The sequence below is a fragment of the Acinetobacter sp. 1542444 genome (assembly GCF_000581835.1).
Lineage (GTDB): Bacteria > Pseudomonadota > Gammaproteobacteria > Pseudomonadales > Moraxellaceae > Acinetobacter > Acinetobacter pittii.
This window is the reverse complement of the sequence record NZ_JEYA01000003.1, coordinates 17,912-39,515: the sequence shown is the minus strand read 5'-3', so window position 1 is coordinate 39,515 and position 21,604 is coordinate 17,912. Positions and strand designations below refer to the sequence as shown.

The 21,604-nt window shown below is 38.7% G+C and carries 19 protein-coding genes, 3 tRNA genes and 1 pseudogene; 10 read left to right on the top strand and 13 right to left on the bottom strand.

Translation table 11 applies throughout. The annotated features are described in order from the left end of the window. Window positions 1-242 precede the first annotated feature (242 nt). The gene (locus J580_RS12425; protein WP_017480496.1) at window positions 243-1,001 is read right to left on the bottom strand and encodes a metallophosphoesterase family protein; all 759 of its coding nucleotides are present in this window, start codon (window positions 999-1,001) and stop codon (window positions 243-245) included. Then, a complete protein-coding gene (locus J580_RS12420) occupies window positions 982-1,920 on the bottom strand; it encodes a diacylglycerol/lipid kinase family protein (RefSeq protein ID WP_017480495.1) in 939 nt (312 codons plus the stop codon). Before J580_RS12420 ends, J580_RS12425 begins: the two co-directional genes overlap by 20 nt. Window positions 1,921-2,311: 391 nt before the next feature. On the opposite strand from J580_RS12420, the gene J580_RS12415 reads away from it, so the two are divergent. Beyond that, window positions 2,312-4,144, top strand: a complete 1,833-nt coding sequence (locus J580_RS12415; RefSeq protein ID WP_005067621.1) for a phosphoenolpyruvate carboxykinase (GTP) — start codon at window positions 2,312-2,314, stop codon at window positions 4,142-4,144. 41 nt (window positions 4,145-4,185) lie between these two features. Here the strand turns inward: J580_RS12415 and glpD are convergent, their stop codons facing one another. Together glpD and glpK are read right to left on the bottom strand one after the other, a co-directional pair. Then, on the bottom strand, window positions 4,186-5,703 hold the full coding sequence (glpD, locus tag J580_RS12410; protein ID WP_032004370.1) for a glycerol-3-phosphate dehydrogenase: 1,518 nt from the start codon (window positions 5,701-5,703) through the stop codon (window positions 4,186-4,188). A 154-nt stretch (window positions 5,704-5,857) separates the two neighbouring features. Continuing rightward, on the bottom strand, window positions 5,858-7,366 hold the full coding sequence (glpK, locus tag J580_RS12405; RefSeq protein ID WP_032004369.1) for a glycerol kinase GlpK: 1,509 nt from the start codon (window positions 7,364-7,366) through the stop codon (window positions 5,858-5,860). Window positions 7,367-7,739: 373 nt separating this feature from the next. On the opposite strand from glpK, the gene J580_RS12400 reads away from it, so the two are divergent. After that, complete coding sequence (locus J580_RS12400) at window positions 7,740-9,071, top strand: MFS transporter (protein ID WP_005803945.1); 1,332 nt, start codon at window positions 7,740-7,742, stop codon at window positions 9,069-9,071. A 117-nt stretch (window positions 9,072-9,188) separates the two neighbouring features. Next, on the top strand, window positions 9,189-9,611 hold the full coding sequence (locus J580_RS12395) for a hypothetical protein (RefSeq protein WP_002115580.1): 423 nt from the start codon (window positions 9,189-9,191) through the stop codon (window positions 9,609-9,611). Window positions 9,612-9,633: 22 nt separating this feature from the next. Here J580_RS12395 and J580_RS12390 read toward each other — a convergent pair whose 3' ends face one another. Next, window positions 9,634-10,302 (bottom strand): class I SAM-dependent methyltransferase, encoded by a 669-nt coding sequence (locus J580_RS12390; protein ID WP_032004368.1) that lies wholly within the window; start codon window positions 10,300-10,302, stop codon window positions 9,634-9,636. A gap of 256 nt (window positions 10,303-10,558) precedes the next feature. After that, the gene (folD, locus tag J580_RS12385) at window positions 10,559-11,407 is read right to left on the bottom strand and encodes a bifunctional methylenetetrahydrofolate dehydrogenase/methenyltetrahydrofolate cyclohydrolase FolD (RefSeq protein WP_002115552.1); all 849 of its coding nucleotides are present in this window, start codon (window positions 11,405-11,407) and stop codon (window positions 10,559-10,561) included. A gap of 152 nt (window positions 11,408-11,559) precedes the next feature. Between folD and J580_RS12380 the strand changes: the two genes are divergently transcribed. Both J580_RS12380 and J580_RS12375 read left to right on the top strand, forming a co-directional pair. Continuing rightward, a tRNA-Cys gene (locus J580_RS12380) sits at window positions 11,560-11,633 on the top strand. Between the two features lie 11 nt (window positions 11,634-11,644). Further along, window positions 11,645-11,730: transfer RNA gene (locus tag J580_RS12375), tRNA-Leu, on the top strand. Between the two features lie 103 nt (window positions 11,731-11,833). Here J580_RS12375 and J580_RS0104255 read toward each other — a convergent pair. Further along, window positions 11,834-13,597 (bottom strand): annotated as a pseudogene (locus J580_RS0104255) (alkaline phosphatase D family protein). A 196-nt stretch (window positions 13,598-13,793) separates the two neighbouring features. On the opposite strand from J580_RS0104255, the gene J580_RS12370 reads away from it, so the two are divergent. Beyond that, window positions 13,794-13,879: transfer RNA gene (locus tag J580_RS12370), tRNA-Leu, on the top strand. 40 nt (window positions 13,880-13,919) lie between these two features. Beyond that, window positions 13,920-14,297, top strand: a complete 378-nt coding sequence (locus tag J580_RS23540; protein ID WP_017385773.1) for a hypothetical protein — start codon at window positions 13,920-13,922, stop codon at window positions 14,295-14,297. On the opposite strand, the gene J580_RS12365 is transcribed toward J580_RS23540, so the two are convergent. The 4 genes from J580_RS12365 to rlmE form a co-directional block, all read right to left on the bottom strand. Further along, a complete protein-coding gene (locus J580_RS12365) occupies window positions 14,298-14,612 on the bottom strand; it encodes a DUF5713 family protein (RefSeq protein ID WP_005067609.1) in 315 nt (104 codons plus the stop codon). It lies immediately after the preceding gene. Between the two features lie 134 nt (window positions 14,613-14,746). Continuing rightward, complete coding sequence (gene folP, locus J580_RS12360) at window positions 14,747-15,598, bottom strand: dihydropteroate synthase (RefSeq protein WP_032004367.1); 852 nt, start codon at window positions 15,596-15,598, stop codon at window positions 14,747-14,749. Window positions 15,599-15,734: 136 nt separating this feature from the next. Beyond that, window positions 15,735-17,630, bottom strand: coding sequence for an ATP-dependent zinc metalloprotease FtsH (gene ftsH, locus J580_RS12355; RefSeq protein ID WP_005803954.1), 1,896 nt, complete (start codon window positions 17,628-17,630; stop codon window positions 15,735-15,737). A gap of 133 nt (window positions 17,631-17,763) precedes the next feature. Next, entirely contained in the window at window positions 17,764-18,414 is a 651-nt protein-coding gene (gene rlmE / locus J580_RS12350) for a 23S rRNA (uridine(2552)-2'-O)-methyltransferase RlmE (protein ID WP_000235573.1), read from the bottom strand. A gap of 199 nt (window positions 18,415-18,613) precedes the next feature. Here rlmE and yhbY point away from each other — a divergent pair, with 199 nt between their 5' ends. Together yhbY and J580_RS12340 are read left to right on the top strand one after the other, a co-directional pair. Continuing rightward, window positions 18,614-18,937: a ribosome assembly RNA-binding protein YhbY gene (gene yhbY / locus J580_RS12345; protein ID WP_002115576.1), complete on the top strand. Its 324-nt coding sequence runs from the start codon at window positions 18,614-18,616 to the stop codon at window positions 18,935-18,937. A 16-nt stretch (window positions 18,938-18,953) separates the two neighbouring features. Next, window positions 18,954-19,490: a DOMON-like domain-containing protein gene (locus J580_RS12340; RefSeq protein WP_002115550.1), complete on the top strand. Its 537-nt coding sequence runs from the start codon at window positions 18,954-18,956 to the stop codon at window positions 19,488-19,490. A 60-nt stretch (window positions 19,491-19,550) separates the two neighbouring features. Here the strand turns inward: J580_RS12340 and J580_RS12335 are convergent, their stop codons facing one another. Together J580_RS12335 and J580_RS23140 are read right to left on the bottom strand one after the other, a co-directional pair. Further along, the gene (locus J580_RS12335; protein ID WP_005072962.1) at window positions 19,551-20,138 is read right to left on the bottom strand and encodes a hypothetical protein; all 588 of its coding nucleotides are present in this window, start codon (window positions 20,136-20,138) and stop codon (window positions 19,551-19,553) included. A 29-nt stretch (window positions 20,139-20,167) separates the two neighbouring features. Then, window positions 20,168-20,326, bottom strand: coding sequence for a hypothetical protein (locus J580_RS23140; protein ID WP_081403640.1), 159 nt, complete (start codon window positions 20,324-20,326; stop codon window positions 20,168-20,170). A 124-nt stretch (window positions 20,327-20,450) separates the two neighbouring features. Here J580_RS23140 and carA point away from each other — a divergent pair, with 124 nt between their 5' ends. Next, window positions 20,451-21,590: a glutamine-hydrolyzing carbamoyl-phosphate synthase small subunit gene (gene carA, locus J580_RS12330; RefSeq protein ID WP_005067597.1), complete on the top strand. Its 1,140-nt coding sequence runs from the start codon at window positions 20,451-20,453 to the stop codon at window positions 21,588-21,590. The last annotated feature ends 14 nt before the right edge of the window (window positions 21,591-21,604 follow it).

Sequence of the window (21,604 nt, the reverse complement as noted above, 5' to 3'; positions counted from 1 at the left end):
TCATTTTAATTAAATATTATTAACTATCATAAAACACTAAACCCTTATTGTAGCTACTTTAAATCGCGGCTTTTTATATAGTTAAAAATTTTTTATGTATCCATTAATATTATTTTTAAAATGATAAAACATTTAGAATGTTTTCCTATTCCCCATATATAGAATTTAAAGCTTAGGCATTGTAATGGATAAAATTTTATCAATCTACTCTTAAGTTAAATGTCTTATATAATTTTTATAAATTAAATTAATTGAAAAATCTTTAAATCGTAATTAAACCAATAATGATTAATTTTTCCTTCATTTGAAATGACATTAAAACTATTTGGAACATGATAATGCAAACGGCTAGAAGTTGCTGTTCCTGCATGAATATCATAAATAGGATGATCTATCTTTAATTGATAAATTTGCGTTAAATCATATACAGCAGTTTTATGTAAATGCCCGTGTAACATTCCAAATAGTCCCGTTGTACTCCATTTTTCGAGTGCCATTTTTCCTAATACAGGACAATCTTTAATACCATGCTCATCATCAGGTGGAGTATAAAAAGGTTGATGGAAAACAACTAATTTGATTTTATCCGCTGGCGCTTGCTGTAATCGCTCATATGTAGTTTGAATTTGCTCAATCGAAATATGTCCACGAGTATGATAACGACGGCGAATACTATTCACCCCAACAATATAAAAATGTTCAGTTTCTATAGTTGGTTCAAGCTGGCCAAAAAAATATTGGTAGCGAGTAAATGGTGAGAAAAAACGGTTCCAGATATGGTACAACGGAATATCGTGATTACCAGGCACAACAAGATAAGGAATATTAAGGCTATCTAAAAACTGACGGCATTTATAAAACTGTTGATATCGGGCACGTTGAGTAATATCACCACTCACCACAATGACTTCAGGTTTATGTTGAGTGCAAAAAAGTCGGATTGCATCTAAACATGCCTCAACTTCTGTTCCAAAATGCAGATCAGATAGGTGTAACAACATTTGGCACCATAATATTTAAAGCATTCTTTTCTACAGAGAAATTTAAAGGTGCTTTCATCTCTAATATTTCACCATCTAAAGCTACTGTAAGTTTTGACCTTTTTGCACAATCTACGACCACATGATCTGCACAAAAACTATAAACATCTTGTGTCTCTTCTACTTTACCTTGAATCCACTGCCACAACATGTTTAATAAACTAAGCCTATCACTTTTCGTAATGACCACTCCAGCGACCCGACCTTGTGCAGCACATTCGGCAATTCTTAGTTTCATATCACACAACTGCAACTGGTTATTACCAAAGAAAATTAGAGGGGTTTTGACTGGATATTTCTTCCCATCAACTGTGACGGAAAGTTTCATGGATTTATTTTCTCTTAATAAAACATCCAGAGCTGAGGTATAGGCATGTAAAGGTAAGCGTCCTAAATATTTATTATAAAGCTCACGTTTCTTTATAAATAATGGATAAAGTCCTAGACTCGCATTATTTAAATAAACATGGTCATTAATTGTCGCAATATGTACAGAGCGTGGTGTACCTGTAGCGATGACTTCAGCAGCTTCTAACAAATCTAAGGGAATATCTAAAACTTTAGCGACATAATTAAAAGTTCCCAAAGGTAAAATTCCCATAGGGATATGAGTATGTCTAAGTTTTGATGCTACCGCATTTAATGTTCCATCCCCACCCGCTGCAACAACAACACCTAAGTTTGCATTTTGGCTATGCCGATGAATCACTTGACTCATCAAATCATCAAAAGAAACATCTTCCGCTAATTCAAAAACTTGTATTTCAAAACCAAATTCGGTGAACACGGTCATTAACTGTTCATACATATCTTCATGTTTTGACGCATGAAAACCCGACTTTTGGTTATAAATGATAGAGAGAGGTTTTAAAGTCCGCATTTTTATTATCTTAGAGGGATTCACCCTGAATATTGTATATAAAAACGCCTAACAAAAGTCTCTTTATGTAAATTTTGAATGAAGATCATTTGTTTAATCAATAATAATTCTCAAGAAAAAAATAAGAATCAAGATATTGATTTTTAATGAAATAAATAATATAAATAACATACATACAACATAAAAATATTGAGAATAAGATATTGTAAAAAACTATAAGTTAATGATTTAAATAAGAAAAGTATAAAAAAGTAAAATATCTATTTCTTAGTCTTTAGTCTTATTTTTTTTATGATTTTGTGCTTTAATACAGCCACTTTTTTATTTGATCTTTCATTGTACCTCTCAATGAATGACTTGTACGTTGTACATATTTTGAATAGGCCTCACCATGACCACAGTGAACGCACCAGAATTCGTTCGTCATCCTAAGCTTATTGCATGGGTTGAAGAAATTGCAAACTTAACCAAACCAGCAAAAATCGAATGGTGTGACGGAAGCGAAGAAGAGTATCAACGTCTAATCGACTTGATGATCGCTAACGGCACCATGCAGAAATTAAACCAAGAAAAACATCCTGGTTCTTATCTTGCAAATTCTGACCCATCTGACGTTGCACGTGTTGAAGACCGTACTTACATCTGCTCTCAAAATAAAGAAGATGCTGGTGCGACAAACAACTGGGAAAACCCAGCTGTTATGCGTGAAAAATTAAATGGTTTATTTGAAGGCTCAATGGAAGGCCGTACCATGTACGTTGTTCCTTTCTCAATGGGTCCTTTAGGTAGCCATATTGCTCATATCGGCATTGAGTTAACTGACTCTCCTTACGTTGCTGTTAGCATGCGTAAAATGGCACGTATGGGTAAAGCAGTTTATGACGTATTAGGTACAGACGGCGAGTTTGTTCCTTGTGTACATACAGTAGGTGCTCCACTTGCTGAAGGCCAAAAAGACGTTGCTTGGCCATGTAACCCTGAAAAATATATCGTTCATTACCCAGAAACTCGTGAAATCTGGTCTTTCGGTTCTGGTTACGGCGGTAACGCATTACTTGGCAAAAAATGTTTAGCTCTTCGTATCGCTTCTGTCATGGGACGCGAACAAGGTTGGTTAGCTGAACACATGCTTATTCTTGGTGTGACTAACCCTCAAGGTGAAAAACACTACATCGCTGCAGCATTCCCGTCTGCATGTGGTAAAACAAACTTTGCAATGTTAATTCCACCAGCAGGTTATGAAGGTTGGAAAATCGAAACTGTAGGTGACGATATTGCGTGGATCAAACCAGGTGAAGATGGTCGTTTATATGCGATTAACCCTGAAGCTGGTTTCTTCGGTGTAGCTCCTGGTACAAACACCAAGACTAACCCGAACTGTATGGCAACTCTTCATAAAGATGTTATCTATACAAACGTAGCGGTAACTGAAGATGGTCAAGTATGGTGGGAAGGTCTTTCTAAAGAAGTTCCAACAAACTTAACTAACTGGAAAGGTCAACCTCACGTAAATGGTGAAAAAGCAGCGCATCCAAATGCTCGCTTCACTGTTGCAGCTGGTCAATGCCCTTCTATCGATGCTGACTGGGAAAATCCAGCAGGCGTTCCAATTTCTGCATTTATCTTCGGCGGTCGCCGTGCAGATACGGTTCCTTTAGTTTCTGAAGCTTTCGACTGGGTTGACGGTGTATATAAAGCGGCAACTATGGGTTCTGAAACTACTGCTGCTGCTGTTGGTCAACAAGGTATCGTTCGTCGTGACCCATTCGCGATGCTTCCATTTGCTGGCTATAACATGGCTGACTACTTTGATCACTGGTTAAGCCTTGGTCAACAAGTAAGCACAAAAGCTGAAGCAGCTGGTAATAAATTACCAAAAATCTTCAATGTAAACTGGTTCCGTCGTGATGCTGAAGGCAACTTCGTATGGCCTGGTTTCGGTCAAAACATGCGTGTTCTTGAGTGGATCATTGATCGTTGTGAAGGTCGTGCAAACGCTGTTGAAACACCAATTGGTCTTGTTCCAACATATGACGACTTGAACTGGGAAGGTACTGAATTCTCTAAAGAAGAATTTGACCTAATCACAGCTCAAGATAAAGATCAGTGGATTACTGAAATTGAAAGCCACACTGATTTATTTAATAAACTCGGTGATCGCTTACCGAAAGCATTAAAAGAACGTCAAGCAGCTTTACTTGAAGCTGTAAAAACTGGCTTCTAATTGCTATATATAAAAAAGGTCGCTATATGCGACCTTTTTTATTATGCGGCATCATCTTTTTGTCGACGCTCAGATAAATAAGCTTCTAATACTTTTACTTGTTTTTCATCAAATGCCAGACCTAGTTTTGTTCTACGCCACAATATATCCTCAGCAGTAGTTGCCCATTCATATTCACATAAATATTTGACTTCGCATTCAAATAAGTCATGTCCAAAATTCCGACCTAATTGCTCTACTGCATTTCTCTCTTGGAGCATATTCCAGACTCTTGTACCATATGCATGCGCCCAACGGTTGGCAAGTGACTCAGACACTCCACTTATACGTGACTGAATCTGATGCGTTAAATCCTCTAAGGTTGTCCAGTTTTCAGCGCCAGGTAATGGCTCATCTGCAGTCCACTCTTCTGCCATATCATTAAAAAATGCAGACAGATGATCTAAAGCAGCTTCGGCTAATTTTCGGTAAGTTGTGATCTTGCCACCAAACACAGATAATAATGGCACCTTTCTCTCTTCTGCTTGTAGCGCCAAAGTGTAGTCACGTGTAATCGCTGAAGGATTATCAGACTCATCATCACATAAAGCACGCACACCGGAGTACTGGCTTACAATATCAGTTCGAGTTAACTGCTTTTTAAAATGTGAATTGGCCACTGTTAAGAGGTAATCAATTTCTACCTCTGTGATCTCTACCTTTTGTGGATCACCTATATATTCTTGATCTGTCGTACCAATCAGTGTATATTTTTCTAAATATGGAATTGCAAACACGATGCGTCGATCTTCGTTTTGCATAATGAAGGCTTTATGACAGTCATATAATTTTGGCACAACAATATGACTTCCTTGGATCAGCCGAATTCGATAGGGCGATTTTAGCTTCAGATTTTCACTAATAATTTCTTCAACCCAAGGACCAGCTGCATTCACTAAAGCTCTTGCACGTACCTGATAAAACTCTGCTCCGCTTTGTAACTCCAGATGCCACAACTCTTGTTCCCTATAAGCTTTAATACAACGCGTACGGGTTACGACTTTGGCACCTTTCTCTTTGGCCTGTAATGCATTTAACACCACAAGACGTGCATCATCTACAGTACAGTCAGAATATTCAAAGCCACGTGTGATAGCTGGTTTTAAAGGACTATCTTCTTTGAAGTAAATCAGATTTGATCCTAATAGTTTTTCTCGTTTTCCCAAATGATCATAAAAAAACAGTCCAGCACGAATTAACCATGCAGGGCGTAAATGTGGTCGATGAGGCATAATAAAGCGCATGGGTTTAATAATATGTGGAGCTTTAGCCAACAGCACTTCACGCTCTGCTAGAGCTTCTCTAACCAATCTAAATTCTTTATGTTCTAAATAGCGCAGACCACCATGAATTAATTTGCTGCTCGCAGATGAGGTGTGACTAGCTAAATCATCTTTTTCACATAAAAATACCGATAATCTACGACCTGCAGCATCATTAGCAATACCAACACCATTAATACCGCCACCGATCACGGCAATGTCATATATTTTTGAATAATCATTAGGCTGTACTGTCATTTTTCATTTTCTTTTTATTGTTGATCTTATAAAAATTAAAACATCAAATTGATGAAACAACAATCAAAAAAGTAGAATAATCAATTTTAAATAACTAAGTGTTTAACCGTTAATTAATTATCCTACTATTGAATTCAACCAGTTAAAGAACGAATTAATCCTCAGCCCAACTTTGACTACGCTTAACTGCCTTGAGCCAACCCTTATAAATCATCTCAGATTGCTCAGAAGACATTTTTGGCTCAAATACCTTTTCTATGGCAGATTTATTTCTTAACTCATGTAGATCTTGCCAGAAACCCGTAGCCAGTCCAGCAAGAAAAGCTGCCCCCAAAGCTGTGGTTTCTTTCATTATTGGACGTTCTACTGGTGTCGCTAAAATATCAGCCTGAAATTGCATTAAGAAATTATTTCCCGTTACTCCCCCATCAACACGGAGTGTACGGAGCTCTTCTTCTGCATCTTGCTGCATTGCATCCAAAACATCTCGGGTTTGAAAAGCAATAGACTCTAAAGTTGCACGAATAATATGTTCAATACTAGCCCCACGAGTAAGTCCAAAAATAGCTCCACGCGCTGTTGGGTCCCAATATGGTGCGCCTAACCCTGTAAAAGCAGGTACAACATATACACCGTTACTGTCTTTCACACGTGTTGCATAAAGCTCAGAGTCTTTAGCATTCTTAATGACTTTTAATTCATCGCGTAACCACTGCACGCAAGAACCACCATTAAAAACGGCGCCCTCTAAGGCATAGTTCACCTCTCCACTCGCACCACATGCAATAGTAGTTAGTAATCCATGTTCTGACCGGACAATCTTCTTACCTGTGTTCATTAATAGAAAACAGCCTGTGCCGTAGGTATTTTTTGCCTGACCAGACTCAACACACATTTGACCAAACAGTGCGGCTTGTTGATCACCTGCGATTCCTGCAATGGGGATACCAACTTCTTGCCCACTTATGGTATGTGTATATCCATAAACCTCAGATGAGCTACGCACTTCGGGTAGCATTACTCGAGGAATATCTAAAACTTGTAAAAGTTTTTCATCCCATTCAAGTTTTTCGATATCAAAAAGCATAGTTCTTGAAGCATTGGTAAAATCAGTGACATGAACAGCGCCATTGGTTAGTTTCCAGATTAACCAAGTGTCCACCGTACCGAACAATAATTCACCTCGCTCAGCACGTTCACGACTTCCTTCAACATGGTCTAATATCCATTTAATTTTTGTAGCCGAAAAATACGGATCAATCACTAAACCCGTTGTTTTACTTATGTATTCTTGCCATCCTGCTTTGTGTAATTGATTGCATATCTCAGTCGTTTGTCGACTTTGCCAAACAATCGCATTGTAAATCGGCTTGCCCGTTTTTTTATCCCAAACAACTGTGGTTTCCCGCTGATTGGTAATCCCAATTGCTGCAACTTGTTCACTCTTAATGCCTGCTTGAGCTAATGCTTCTACCCAAACAGCACTTTGCGTAGCCCAAATTTCCATAGGGTCATGCTCAACCCAGCCAGGCTGAGGATAAATCTGAGTAAATTCTTTTTGAGCAATACTGACAACATTAGCATCATGGTCTAAAACAATTGCTCTTGAGCTTGTTGTTCCCTGATCAAAAGCAACAATATATTTTTTCGGGCAATTTGACATCTGAATGTCCCTTTCATTATTCACACACATCTAGTCCACAATGCCAAGACATCATGCCTAACTATATTTACTTAAAATTTTCTTTGGAATATATCATTATTTTTAAGGGGTATAGGTTTTCTTCGCCCAAACTCTACTCATTCTTTATCAATTTTTACTACTTGGAAAAAAATAATATGCCAAAGATCTCCTCAATATTATAAAAGTGAGCTGATCGGCTAATTTGAAATCACATAAATATTCAACTTATTCCTTTGCTTAAATAATAAACATTGTTTTACAGACATAAAAAAAATAAAGTGAAATACTCCTCTAGAAAATATGTAAAAACGGAATAAATCTTCTCTTTTTTAGCATTCAACCCAAGCGAAACATGGAGCGACTCATGGTTGATCAACCTTCTACCGCAACAACTCCACATTCTAATTTAGATACAAAAACTCGTCTAAAATCAATTTTGGGCGGTTCAGCCGGTAACCTTGTTGAATGGTACGACTGGTATGTATATGCAGCTTTCACGCTCTATTTTGCTCATGCTTTTTTTCCAAAAGGTAGCCAGACGGCTCAACTCCTTCAAGCGGCCGCAATTTTTGCTGTAGGCTTTTTAATGCGCCCGATCGGTGCATGGATTATGGGTATCTATTCAGACCGTAAAGGACGTAAGGCGGGTCTTACCCTTTCCGTCACTTTAATGTGTATAGGTTCTCTTCTTATTGCCGTGACACCAAGTTATGAAAGTATTGGTGTATTTGCCCCTCTTCTTTTAGTTGTCGCTCGTTTAATTCAAGGCTTAAGTGTAGGAGGAGAATATGGAGCTAGTGCTACCTATTTAAGTGAAATGGCTGAAAGAAATCGACGTGGTTTTTTCTCTAGCTTCCAATATGTAACATTGATTGCTGGCCAGCTCACAGCCCTATGTGTTCTATTAATATTACAAATGGTATTAACCGAAGAACAACTACATGATTGGGGATGGCGTATCCCATTCTTTATCGGAGCTTTACTTGCTATTGTAGTTTTCCGTATTCGACGTGGCCTATTAGAAACTCAATCTTTTAAAAATGCTCAGGCAGAAACAGACCAGCCAAAATCAGGCATGTTTGCTTTATTTAAACATTACCCTAAAGAAGCTTTCACAGTATTGTTTTTAACCGCTGGCGGGACTTTAGCTTTTTATACTTACACGACTTATCTGCAAAAATATTTGGTCAACACATCTGGATTCACCAAACCTGAAGCCACTCAAATTACAACTTTAGCGCTATTTATTTTTATGTGTCTACAGCCTGTAGCAGGTGCTTTATCCGATCGCATTGGCCGAAAACCTCTTATGATTTTCTTCGGAATAACAGGTGTTTTATTCACATACGTTCTATTTGATGCACTTGCAAATACACATAACTACTGGACAGCTTTCTGGTTATGTTTTGGAGGTCTCGTAATGGTGACTGGTTATACTTCAATTAATGCTGTAGTTAAAGCTGAGCTCTTCCCTGCACACATTCGCGCTTTAGGTGTTGCATTACCTTACGCGATTGCCAATACGTTATTTGGCGGAACAGCAGAGTTCTTTGCTTTAAGTTTTAAAGAAGCTGGGCATGAATCTTGGTACTTTATTTATGTAAGTATCATGATCTTCATTTCTCTGATTATTTATATTTTTATGAAAGATACCAAGCATCACTCAAAAATTAAAGAACACTAATATTTTATCAATAAGGGCTAATATCGTTCGCCGATGTTAGCTCAAATCATGCGATTAAGCCCCAACAACCTTTGTATTTTATGAGATACTAGCTATAAGAAAATAAGGACGATACTGATGAATAGAAGTATTTTATGCTTGGCATTAAGTAGTATGTTTGTTTTAACTGCTTGTCAGACTACCCCTCGACAATATAATGGTTCAACTGGATACCAGATTGAAAACCAAACAAAAACTTCGGCGACTTTAGCTTACACTTTAGCGGGTCGTAATAACCAGCAACTCGATGAACGTAAATTACAACGCGCTTGTCAGAATGTGCTAGGTGCTCAGAAAGTTTATAAATTATCAATTTTGAGTATCAATGAAATTCCTAATCCAGCGAAAGATGAGCATTATGGAATTCAACTCGGCGAAACTCGTGCTTCTTTTGGCTTATCAAATACACCTAGCTTAAATAATGGTGAAGACTATGCGACTCGCCAAGCGCTTGAAGCACGTCCAAGCACACTAAAAGTTGTTCGTTATACTTGTTCATAAAATAAAAAAAGACGCTGTTCTTTTACAGCGTCTTATAAAAACTTACATTTCTAAACTCTTTAGCTTCATCCAGATCAGGCCATGTAGAAGCACTTCTTTCGTCAATCTTTTGATATTTGGGATGACTAAAGTTTTTAACACGACTATCAGCCACCCAGACTTCTGGTGCAAACTTTAAAAATTCATCTAAGAAAAAGCGGTTACATTGATCATATAAAACATCAGCTGCTAGCAAAACATCAACTTGCTCAGCCTTATATAAATCATCTAAATATTCTAGCTCAACATTATTAAGTAAAGCGTTTTCGCGGCAAGCGTTCAAACTAACTTGATCAATATCACAGCAGATGACTCGTTTCGCTCCTGCCATTTTTGCAGCAATTGCAACTACACCCGAACCAGCTCCAAAATCCAAAACAACTTTATCCTTAACATGGTACGGCTCTGCAAGTAACCACTGCGCCATCGCCAAACCAGATGCCCAACAAAAAATCCAATACGGCGTATCATTCCAAATACGACGAATAACTTCATCATCTAAGCGATCAGTTGGAAAAACTGGTGGAATCAACCATAAAGAAATAGGCGTTTCAGGCAACTGTTGTGCCATCAATTCACAATTGGGAATAACTTCATTTAGTGCTTGAAGTAAATGTTCAGGGGCTTTGTTCAATTGAAAGGTGCAGCTCATCAGATTTCTTTTAATTCATTTTTATAACAAGCATAACAGAGTCATTCCATTATGATTTGAATTTTTAGAATAACCTTCGGTTGGACCTACTTTTCTTTCGGGAAAAGTAGGCAAAACCATTGTCATCCGCAAAACTCGGCAGATACTCTCTAGAATCGAAAGCATCGCAGAAACATTAAATTTTTAACGTATTTCTGCCTCAAACAATTGCGGATGACGGTTACGCGTATCAAATAACAGCCTAGCGTTAATCAAATTAACCTAAAGCTTTTTCAGCAGCTTCTACAGTTTGACGAATCAAAGTTGTAATGGTCATTGGACCAACACCACCTGGTACTGGTGTATAAGCAGAAGCAATTTCTTCAATACCTTGAAGTTGAATATCACCTACACCACCGCCATCACGAGGATGGAAACCAGCATCTACAACCACTGCACCTTGTTTAATCCAGTCTTTTTGGATAAGTTCAGCTTTACCAACTGCACCCACAATAATGTCAGCTTGCTTCACAAGCTCAGGTAAGTTTTGTGTGCGTGAATGGCAAATCGTTACTGTTGCATTGGCTTGCAAAAGCATCATTGCCATTGGTTTGCCTAAAATTGCAGAACGACCAACCACAACCGCATGTTTACCAGCAATTTCGATATTGTTTTCTTTTAAAATGGTCATAATGCCTGCAGGAGTTGCTGAACCATATGCAGCTTCGCCCATAGCCATACGGCCAAAACCAAGACAGGTTACACCATCAACATCTTTAGCTAATGAGATAGCATCGAAACATGCGCGCTCATCAATTTGCTCTGGAACTGGATGTTGTAAAAGAATGCCGTGTACATCTGGATTAGCATTAAGTTTTTCAATTTCAGCTAATAATTGTTCTGTTGTCGTTTCTTGTGGCAATTCAATTTTTAAAGAGTCCATGCCTACTCGACGGCAAGCATTTCCTTTCATGCGTACATAAGTTGCAGATGCGCCATCATCCCCAACTAAAATAGTCGCCAAAATTGGGGTACGACCAGTTTTAGCTTTTAAAGCTTCAACACGTACTGACAAATTTTCTTCAATTTGCTTTGCTAATGCGCGACCGTCTAAAACCAATGCCACAGCACATCTCCAAGGTAGACATGAATTTAATGTGCCAATAATACATGATTATTTGGACAAATTTATTCTAGATGTTGCTTTTATGTTCATCTTATCTCAAAACAGTATTGTTTTTTTTGTAAAGGTTGCTAATATGTGCATCACCAAATGTAGGCGGGGTGGCAGAGTGGTCATGCAGCGGACTGCAACTCCGTGGACGCCGGTTCGATTCCGACCTCCGCCTCCAAATTTGGTAAAGCCCGGGTGGTGAAATAGGTAGACACAGGGGATTTAAAATCCCCCGCCCACAAAGCGTGCCGGTTCGAGTCCGGCCCCGGGCACCATTTTCTAGTATAGAAATTGGTGTCATAAAGAATCCAGCGAAAGCTGGTTTTTTTATGTCTAAAAAAAGGATACTTATTAGCATCCCTTTCTCGCCCCATATATTTAAGCAGTTTTTTGCTTATCTTTTTCAGGTGTTAAATTCGCATACAACACCAATTGAGAACCTCGACTAGAATCTACTTTATATTCTGCATTTTTAATTGAATCTACAAAAATCCAATCCGACAGCACCTGCTTATCATCTAGTGTAACCATCAAATAACCCCGCTGATTTAAATTACAATATGCCAATTCATCGATAAGCGTAGTAAAGGCAAATTCAAATTGCTGCAACTGAGCTAGCGGAATACTTAAATATTTTTCAAGACCCGGTGAAGAAACCGAACTTGTCGCCAGTTCAACCCCGACATATTCACCCTTTTGGCTATATAAGTAAGATGTCCACGCATTATGGGTATCGCCCGCCAAAACAATAATTTTCTTATTAAACTCTGCCAATTTAGCGTACAAAAACTCTCGCTCAGCATAGTAACCATCCCAAGCATCAAGGTTATATGGAACTAAAGTTGTGACTCGCGCTTTTTCCTGAACGGTCAAAGTTGGATCGCCCTGCTCTAATCGTAATTTTAATGTGACTAATTCTGTAATTTGCGCATTCATTTTAGCTAAAGCATTAGGTGAAGTTCCGCCTGAAGTAATTTGCCCCAGCGATGCCAATAACTCAGCTGGAATCTACATTTTACTCATTAAGACTTGCTGACCAATCACATTCCATGTTGCTGTAGATTGCTTTAATTTATCGACCAGCCAATCCCTTTGCGTATACCCCATCAAAGTACGCTTTGGATCTGTTAAATCAGCCTGAAACTTTTGAGCATCTAAACCTGAAGATGTAATGTAATCTTTATATTCGAGCTGTTTATCTCGCGCAATAATACGTGTATCCAACATGGTTAATTGAACCAACGAACCAAAGTTAAACTGACGATAAATATTTAGATGATCTGTGTTAGAAACAGGGCGAATTGGCATCCATTCAAAATAAGCCTGTAGAGCAGCCAACTTACGATCAGAAAAAGATCCTTCATTATCTTGATGGTTTTCCGCACCATCACGCCAAGTATCATTTGCTAACTCATGGTCATCCCAAATTACAATAAAAGGATGACGCTGATGAACCGCCTGCAAGTCCTTATCCTGACGATAGAGCGCATAACGTTTGCGATAATCATCTAATTTAATAATTTCTTCATTATTATCGGACGGTAAAGTACGGCCCAGCTTTGCAGCATCTTCTGTCGCATAGCCATCCGCCCCATATTCATAAATATAATCACCCAAATGAATGACTACATCCACATTCTGTTTTACCATTTCACGATAAACGTAAAAATAACCCGCAGGATAATTAGAACAAGAACATACTGTGAAGCTGACCTTATTAGTAGTTACAGGTAATGTTTTTGTTTGCCCTACTGGCGAGACTTTGCTACCAAATCGAAAGCGATAATAATAAGTCGTATCCGCTTGTAGACCTGTTGCATCCACCTTCACGGTAAAATCGTCAGTTTTAGTCGTTTGAACCGTACCAGTCTTTAAATTTTGCTTGAACTGATCATCGGTAGCAATTTCCCAAGTGACCTTAAGAGGTGCACTAAAGTCTACTGGTGTTAACAGCGTCCATAAAATTACTTTATCTTGCAAAGGGTCGCCGCTCGCAACTCCATGTAAAAAATCTGCTTGTGTTTCTGAACCCTCCTCATCGGAACCATCATTACACCCCGTAAAAGCTACAGGCAAAGATAGCGCCCCAAAACCGAACAGACTTTTTTGAATTAATTCTCGGCGTGAAATTTTCTCTGACATAAAATTACCTAAGTTTTAAGCAATGAGTGTCTTAAATTTAGGTAGATAAGATGAACAACTGATCTCAGTTTAATGAACAAATCATGACACAAATTGGTTAATTTATATAAATACCAACAAGAACTGATTGAAAATAAAGCAAACTCTCTGATTTTCTCTTGCCAATCGCGCACTTGTCCTCTATTATTGCGCACATGCCCGGGTGGTGAAATAGGTAGACACAGGGGATTTAAAATCCCCCGCCCACAAAGCGTGCCGGTTCGAGTCCGGCCCCGGGCACCATTTTCAAATATTGAATTTGGTGCTACAAAGAATCCAGCGTATGCTGGTTTTTTTATGCCTAAACAAAATGAATTTTATGATAAGAATATTATTACTCGTTTACACTACCCTTTTTATAACAAAGGTTTACGCCACAGATCTTTTCTCTGGTACCCTTTCTTTCAAAGACAACCATTGGTATTTTTCACGTTGCTCTATTACTAAAGATGATTATTTAGTTAAAGCACCCGAACAGATAATAGATAAATTTAAAACGCTGGAACAAAAACGAGAAACTTATTGGGTCAGTTTGTTAGCGGACGCAGATTATCAAGAGAATGGTGTTTTAGTTTTAAAAGTTAAAGAAATAGACGAAATACATTTAAAGGCATCTTGCCACTTGTTAGATGTATTTGAAGATATTGAAAATCGAGAGTAATCACCACTCTCGATTCATCACCAGCTCTTCCATTTCTAGATCTAAATATCCAGCTTCCTGTGCTACCATCATCATTGCTTCAGCAATATAGTCAGCAGCACTATCATCTAACGAAGAATCTAGATCTTCGAACTGAGGTTTCATTTCATTAATTTCAATCACAGTCTGATGAGCATATCGATAGATATCCTGCTCAGCTAAGGCAGGCTTCTGAACTTTTTTAGCAAATTGTTCAATGAGCTGCTTGAGTTCAGCGACCAAAATATCTGGATAATATTCATCATCAAACATCGGGAGAAGTAAGTCTTCGAACATACAAAAGTTTACACAACAGCAAAAACTTGCCGCTTATAACATATTTTCAAAAGAATAACGATATTTTTCCCTGACTCAATCATCTAGCTCATTAAATTAATGAGTTACTATCTGATTTTATAGAGCCTACTTTACTAGGCTTGTATCATCGCCTTCCAAACTAGAATTGCATCAGTCATTGCTTTGACATCATGCGCTCTAACAATGGATGCTCCTTGCTGAATACTAAGCAAATGCCCCGTAACGCTTCCTACCGCACGCTGATCTGCAGTTGCACCCTTTAATGCTTCACCAATAAAACGTTTACGAGAAAGGCCAGATAAAATCGGATAACCCATTTCACCAAGCTTCCAAAATTCTTTGAGTAGTCTTAAATTTTGCTGCGCATTTTTTGCAAAACCAAACCCAGGATCAATAATAATATTATTTTTTTTCACGCCCGCATTTAAAGCTTCATTCACGCGCTGCTGGAGCTCCGCTATAACATCTAAGGTTACGTCCGTATATTGGTCTAACTGATTCATTGTAGTCGGCTCACCACGCATATGCATGATCACTACAGGTATATCTAGATCTGCTGCCGTTTTTAAAGCATTGGGACGAGTCAGCGCACGTACATCATTCCAAATATGTGCTCCAGCTTCTTTCGCTGCACGAATAACATCAGGCTGACTTGTATCAATTGATAGAACAATATTATGTTTAGCTAAAGCTTCAACTACGGGCACAACTCTTCGTATTTCTTCTTCTACGCTTACTTCAGATGCTCCTGGACGGGTAGACTCCCCACCAATATCAATAATGGTAGCGCCTTGCTCTACCATGGCTAGCGCATAAGCAATCGCTTGATCTACTTGATTATGCTTTCCACCATCACTAAAAGAATCTGGTGTGACATTTAATATGCCCATAACGTGAGGCTGTGATAGATCTAACTGAAGCTGTCCACACTGTAAAATTTGTTGAGGCAAAGGCATTAGTTGCATAAAAAGCTCCAGTTTAAAATCAGGCTGTATTTTAGCAATTATCATCTATATATGGTGTTGATTTGTTTTTAGCTTTTAACAAACTCAAGCCCATAAAAAAAGCCACATGACTGTGGCTTTTTTAATTAACTAATTATTAGTTCATTGCTGGCAATGGTGGTGGTGTAGATGGACCATCTTTTGGTGGTTCAAATGCAGCCACTGGATTTTCAGCAACATATACTTTAGGCGGTTGTGGCTCACGACCTTCCATAATGTCACGGATTTGATCACGATCAATAGTTTCCCATTCCATCAAAGCTTTTACCATCGCATGTGCAATATCTTTATTACCTTCTAAGATATTACGTGCAACTTTGTATTGCTCATCAAGAATACGACGTACTTCTTCATCAACTAACTGTTGAGTTGCTTCAGAAATCGTACGGCTTCCTACATTACCAAAGAAACCATTTTGGTTTTCATCTTCGTAAACCATTACACCCATTTTGTCAGACATACCGTACTTCGTAACCATTGCACGCGCCATTTTAGTAGCTCGCTCAAAGTCATTTGAAGCACCAGTAGATTGCTGTTGGATAAATACTTCTTCAGCAATACGACCACCAAACAAAATTGCAATTTCGTTTAGCATCTTGTCTTTATAGTGGCTAATTTGGTCTTGTTCAGGTAACTGCCAAGTTACACCTAAAGCCCAACCACGCGGCATAATCGTTACTTTATGAACAGGATCTGTGCCCGGTAAGATCTCGGCAACAATCGCATGACCAGCTTCATGATAAGCAGTTGCACGACGTTCTTCTTCACGTAGAACCATCGATTTACGCTCTGGTCCCATGTAGATTTTGTCTTTTGCATCTTCAAAGTCATGCATGTCGACAGTGTTCTTATTACGGCGTGCAGCAAATAATGCAGCTTCGTTAACAAGGTTTGCTAACTGTGCACCAGAGAAACCTGGAGTACCACGAGATAGAACTTTAACATCCACACCCGTAACTGAAGGTAATTTTTTCAAATGTACATTCAGAATCTGCTCACGACCACGAATGTCAGGCAAACCTACCATTACTTGACGGTCAAAACGACCTGGACGTAATAATGCTTTATCCAAGACATCAACACGGTTCGTCGCAGCAATTACGATTACACCTTCGTTACCTTCAAAACCATCCATCTCTACGAGCATTTGGTTCAAGGTTTGTTCACGTTCATCATGACCACCACCTGTACCTGAACCACGGTGACGACCTACTGCATCAATCTCGTCAATAAAGATAATACAAGGCGCATGACGCTTCGCTTGCTCAAACATATCACGGACACGGGACGCACCCACACCCACGAACATTTCGACAAAGTCAGAACCTGAAATGCTGAAGAAAGGAACTTTAGCTTCACCAGCAATTGCTTTGGCTAATAACGTTTTACCAGTACCCGGAGGACCAACCATAAGTACGCCACGAGGAATGGTAGCGCCCAAACGTTTGAATTTTGCAGGGTCTTTTAAGAAATCTACAATTTCAACAACTTCTTGTTTTGCTTCATCACAGCCGGCAACGTCAGAAAAATTAACTTTGATTTGGTCTTCAGAAAGCATTTTTGCTTTCGACTTACCAAAACTCATCGGTCCATTTTTTCCGCCTGCACCACCACCCATGTTACGCATAAAGAACATAAATAACAGAATGATTAACAGTACAGGGAAACTAGCAATGAGAAGTTGCATCAAAATGCCTTGACGTTGAGGAGCTGTTCCCTCTACAACAACATTTTGCTTATTTAAGCTCGGCATAAGCTCAGTGTCTTCAACTTGCGGACGAACAGTTTCAAACTGTGATCCGTTAGTTTTTTCACCATTAATATTTAAACCGTCAATTGTGACTTGCTTAATTTGGCCAGCATTCACCGCTGCAACGAAATCTGAGTATTTCATCGCAGTAGGCTTATTGCGGTCACTGATATTACTGAAAATTAAAATCAGAACACCAAGTATTATTAGCCACAATACGGCATTCTTGAAGTAATCGCTCAAAGCTTTATTCCCATATCGATCTAATTTGATCATGCCCAATCTTGGCTGATCGTCATAAAAACAGCAACTGTATTGCTTGCGGATAACCTAAAAGTACAAAATGCACAATTTTTAGGAGCTTGGCAAGTAAACTTTATTGCAATGCTTTCTTACGCCCTTGTCCAACCAAAAAAACTTCTTTAGAGCGCGCCCGAGAAGCTGCTGGTTTTGCTGTCTTTAACACATCAAAACTATCAACCACTTGTTTACGAAACTCATCGAATCCTGCGCCTTGGAACACTTTAACCACAAACTGTCCATTAGGTCCAAGAACCTTTTGAGCAAAATCTAAAGCCAGTTCACATAAGTAAATCTGTCTAGGTTGATCAACAGCCCTATTACCTGATGTATTGGGGGCCATATCAGAAATTACAATGTCTACTTGTCGCCCATTTAAAATATTTAACAATTTTTCAAATACAGCTTCTTCTCTAAAGTCGCCTTGTAAGAAAGTGACATCAGGCAAAGCATCCATGGGCAAAATATCGGAAGCAATCACTAAACCTTTGCTACCCACAAGTTTTCCAGCAATTTGAGACCAGCTACCAGGAGCTGCACCCAAATCGACTACCGTCATGCCTGGCTTGATCAACTTATATTTTTCTTGGATTTCAAGAAGTTTATATGCTGCTCGCGCACGATACCCTTCCTTTTGTGCTTTTTTTACAAAAGGATCGTCTAGATGTTCCCTCATCCACGCACGACTACTTTTCGACAATTTCTGGTTTGTAATGCGTGTTGCCATAACTCACTAAATATCAAAAAAACTTCTGATCGTTCATTGTACGTGAAAATTACTCTCATTACAGTACGGATGTAGCGTAATCTCACCAAGTTTTACAGTTTTTTTCCAATAATGTTGATCGATTATTTATACAGTTTTTCGTACATCTGAATTTAAGTTTTTTGCTATACTAAGTCGTTTTTAAAATCAGGTATTTTTAATGGCCGCTTTATCTATCCATGAACGTAAACGTTTACGTCAAATTGGTCATGTGCTTAATCCGGTTGTCATGATTGGTGGACAAGGCTTAACAGATGCTGTTATCGAAGAAACTCTTCGTGCTTTAAACGACCACGAACTTATTAAAGTTAAAGTTGCTGGTGAAGACCGTGAAGCACGTACTGCTGTGATTGATGCAATTGTAGAAGCGACTGGCGCAGAAGCTGTGCAAAAGATTGGTAAAATTGTTTTACTTTACAAAAAAGCAGCTAAGCAAAACCAGCATTTGTCTAATCTTGTTCGCCACGCTCATTTAGCAAACTAATTTGATTTGACAAACTATGGCAAGTTACGAACTTTCAGCTTTTGATCGTTTTCATGCTGTTTCTGTTGTTGGCGCAATTGAACAGCAAGCACCGCACACATTAAATGTCGGTTTTTGGATTCGTGATCCAAATCAACTCATTGTCTGGCCCCAAGAAGTCGCGGCTCATCCTCGTCAGGATTTTTTGTGGGAAGAAACTTGTTTCGAAATTTTTGTTGGCGTGCATGATGAAGATTATTATCGGGAAATTAACCTTTCCCCTTCTCAAGCATGGCAGTCTTATCAGTTTGAAGAATATCGCTATCCAGAAAGTATGCCTCCCCTTGCTGCTTACGATATTGAACTGAACCATCTCAAGCGTACTCATTATGGCTTAAATGTTAGTCTTGATTTGGGACAATTTATGCAACAGCATCGCTTGAAATGGGCAAACCTTTATTTAGGTTTAACTGCAGTTTTAAAAACCAAAGAAGGTATGCAGTACTATGCAATGCAGCATAGTGGAAAAAGTGCAGATTTCCATAATAAGCGTGACTGGTTACATCAGTTTTAAAAGTAAAAAAGCGAGAAATTAATTCTCGCTTTTTTTATAGCTAGCTAAAAGCTAAGATGATTAGTTATCTCGTGCTTTATTCCAGGCTTCAACTGCATTATTTTTAGTACGCTTAATACTTTCACTTAAAGAATCTTTGTGCTTCAAAGAAATCTGGCTAATATCACCTTTAAGTTCTTTACTGACTTTAGTCAAATCTTCGATAAGTGCATTAATTTCTGCTTTCAAAGCATTTTTAAGTTCAGATAGTCCTTCTTGTGAAGTGCTAAACTGAGCTTTAATCACATCAAGACGTTGTAGAATATCTTGTTTAATTTGAACAAATTGATTCTGAATATTCTTGTTTAACTCATGAGTTTCAGCTTCAATTTTTTCTTGAGTTTCACTTAAAACTTCTTTGACCTGCTCTTGAGTTTCAGTGATAGCTTCTTTCACCTGAGTTTTCGCTTCTGTAGCAACTTCTTTAATCTGCTCAGTTTTCTCGGCAACACTTTCTTTTACTTGCGCAGTTTTAGCAGTTACTGTTCTTTTCGCTTTAGTTGTAGTAGCAGCTACGGTTTCTTTCACTTCATTCACCTCAGCTTTTACCGAATCAACTACTGCTTGAGCTTTCTCGCTCACATCTTTTGAAACTTGATCATTACTCATGCTATTTCCTCATATTGTTTATTTTTTAACTAGTAATACAATAAATCCAGTTCTAAAAATTCAGCCAGCAAATTGTTAGACAATTTATCAAAAGTAACTGATTCGGATGAGCGGATAATTTTTTTGTAAAAATCAAGCAATGAATTATGTTTTTTAGCAGAAAATAAATAGACTTTTTGAGGTTCCATGCGTATAATGCGCTGTTAAGTTACAAGCGAGCAGACCGATAGGGAGGGGCATGTTTTATCACAACATCGCCTATCTTTTTTGGGTCTACTCGCTTTTTTACAGCCGAAATTCAGGAGCTTTGGTTTGAGCACCCCCGCCATTTTAGCCCTCGCAGATGGAACGATCTTTAAAGGAACGTCAATCGGCGCAACGGGAAGTACGACTGGAGAAGTCGTTTTTAACACAGCCATGACAGGCTATCAAGAAATTTTGACTGACCCAAGTTATGCACAACAAATTGTGACATTAACTTACCCTCATATCGGAAACACTGGCTGCAACGCAGAAGACGTTGAATCTGGTCGTATCCATAAAGTATGGGCGAATGGTTTAATTATTCGTGACCTTCCTCTACTACACAGTAACTTCCGTGCTGAGCAGTCTTTGAGTGAATATTTGCAAGAACACAATGTTGTTGCAATCGCGGATATTGATACACGTAAATTAACACGTATTTTGCGTGACAAAGGTGCACAAAATGGTTGCATCCTTGCTGGCGAAAATATTACTGAAGAAGAAGCAATTGCCAAAGCTCGTGCTTTTGGTGGCTTAAACGGTTTAGACCTTGCAAAAGAATGTTGTGATCCAACTGGTTTTGAATGGTCTGAAGGTTCATGGACTCTAGGCCAAGGCTTCTCTCAACCTGAATTAAAATATCATGTAGTTGCATACGATTACGGTGTCAAAACCAACATCTTGCGTATGCTTGCAGACCGCGGTTGCAAATTAACCGTTGTACCTGCAGAAACTCCGGCTGAAAAAGTATTGGCACTTAATCCGGATGGCGTATTCCTTTCAAATGGCCCTGGCGATCCAGCTGCTTGTGATTATGCAATCGAAGCTGTAAAAACTATTGTTGAAACCACAACATTACCTGTATTTGGTATTTGCTTAGGCCACCAAATCTTGGCACTCGCTTCTGGTGCAAAAACTGTAAAAATGAATCATGGTCACCACGGTGCTAACCACCCTGTACAAAATCTTGAAGATGGTACAGTGATGATTACTTCACAAAACCATGGTTTCGCTGTAGATGCTGAAACTTTACCGGCTAACTTAAAAGCAACGCATAAATCATTGTTCGATGGCACCTTACAAGGGATTCACCGTACAGACAAACCAGCTTTCAGCTTCCAAGGTCACCCTGAAGCAAGCCCAGGTCCACATGATTGTGCCCCATTGTTCGATCATTTCATCGAACTTATCGAAGCATCTAAACAGTAATTAAGGAGCGAATA

What these genes read in the sequence shown, in the direction of transcription:
- J580_RS12340 (WP_002115550.1), top strand. Translation starts at nt 18,954, where the DNA reads ATGGCAAGTTACGAACTTTCAGCTTTTGATCGTTTTCATGCTGTTTCT.
- J580_RS12390 (WP_032004368.1), bottom strand. Translation starts at nt 10,302, where the DNA reads ATGAGCTGCACCTTTCAATTGAACAAAGCCCCTGAACATTTACTTCAA.
- J580_RS12415 (WP_005067621.1), top strand. Translation starts at nt 2,312, where the DNA reads ATGACCACAGTGAACGCACCAGAATTCGTTCGTCATCCTAAGCTTATT.
- J580_RS23540 (WP_017385773.1), top strand. Translation starts at nt 13,920, where the DNA reads ATGCTGGTTTTTTTATGCCTAAACAAAATGAATTTTATGATAAGAATA.
- J580_RS12365 (WP_005067609.1), bottom strand. Translation starts at nt 14,612, where the DNA reads ATGTTCGAAGACTTACTTCTCCCGATGTTTGATGATGAATATTATCCA.
- J580_RS23140 (WP_081403640.1), bottom strand. Translation starts at nt 20,326, where the DNA reads ATGGAACCTCAAAAAGTCTATTTATTTTCTGCTAAAAAACATAATTCA.
- rlmE (WP_000235573.1), bottom strand. Translation starts at nt 18,414, where the DNA reads ATGGCAACACGCATTACAAACCAGAAATTGTCGAAAAGTAGTCGTGCG.
- J580_RS12395 (WP_002115580.1), top strand. Translation starts at nt 9,189, where the DNA reads ATGAATAGAAGTATTTTATGCTTGGCATTAAGTAGTATGTTTGTTTTA.
- glpD (WP_032004370.1), bottom strand. Translation starts at nt 5,703, where the DNA reads ATGACAGTACAGCCTAATGATTATTCAAAAATATATGACATTGCCGTG.
- J580_RS12425 (WP_017480496.1), bottom strand. Translation starts at nt 1,001, where the DNA reads ATGTTGTTACACCTATCTGATCTGCATTTTGGAACAGAAGTTGAGGCA.
- J580_RS12420 (WP_017480495.1), bottom strand. Translation starts at nt 1,920, where the DNA reads ATGCGGACTTTAAAACCTCTCTCTATCATTTATAACCAAAAGTCGGGT.
- folP (WP_032004367.1), bottom strand. Translation starts at nt 15,598, where the DNA reads ATGCAACTAATGCCTTTGCCTCAACAAATTTTACAGTGTGGACAGCTT.
- yhbY (WP_002115576.1), top strand. Translation starts at nt 18,614, where the DNA reads ATGGCCGCTTTATCTATCCATGAACGTAAACGTTTACGTCAAATTGGT.
- J580_RS12400 (WP_005803945.1), top strand. Translation starts at nt 7,740, where the DNA reads ATGGAGCGACTCATGGTTGATCAACCTTCTACCGCAACAACTCCACAT.
- glpK (WP_032004369.1), bottom strand. Translation starts at nt 7,366, where the DNA reads ATGTCAAATTGCCCGAAAAAATATATTGTTGCTTTTGATCAGGGAACA.
- J580_RS12335 (WP_005072962.1), bottom strand. Translation starts at nt 20,138, where the DNA reads ATGAGTAATGATCAAGTTTCAAAAGATGTGAGCGAGAAAGCTCAAGCA.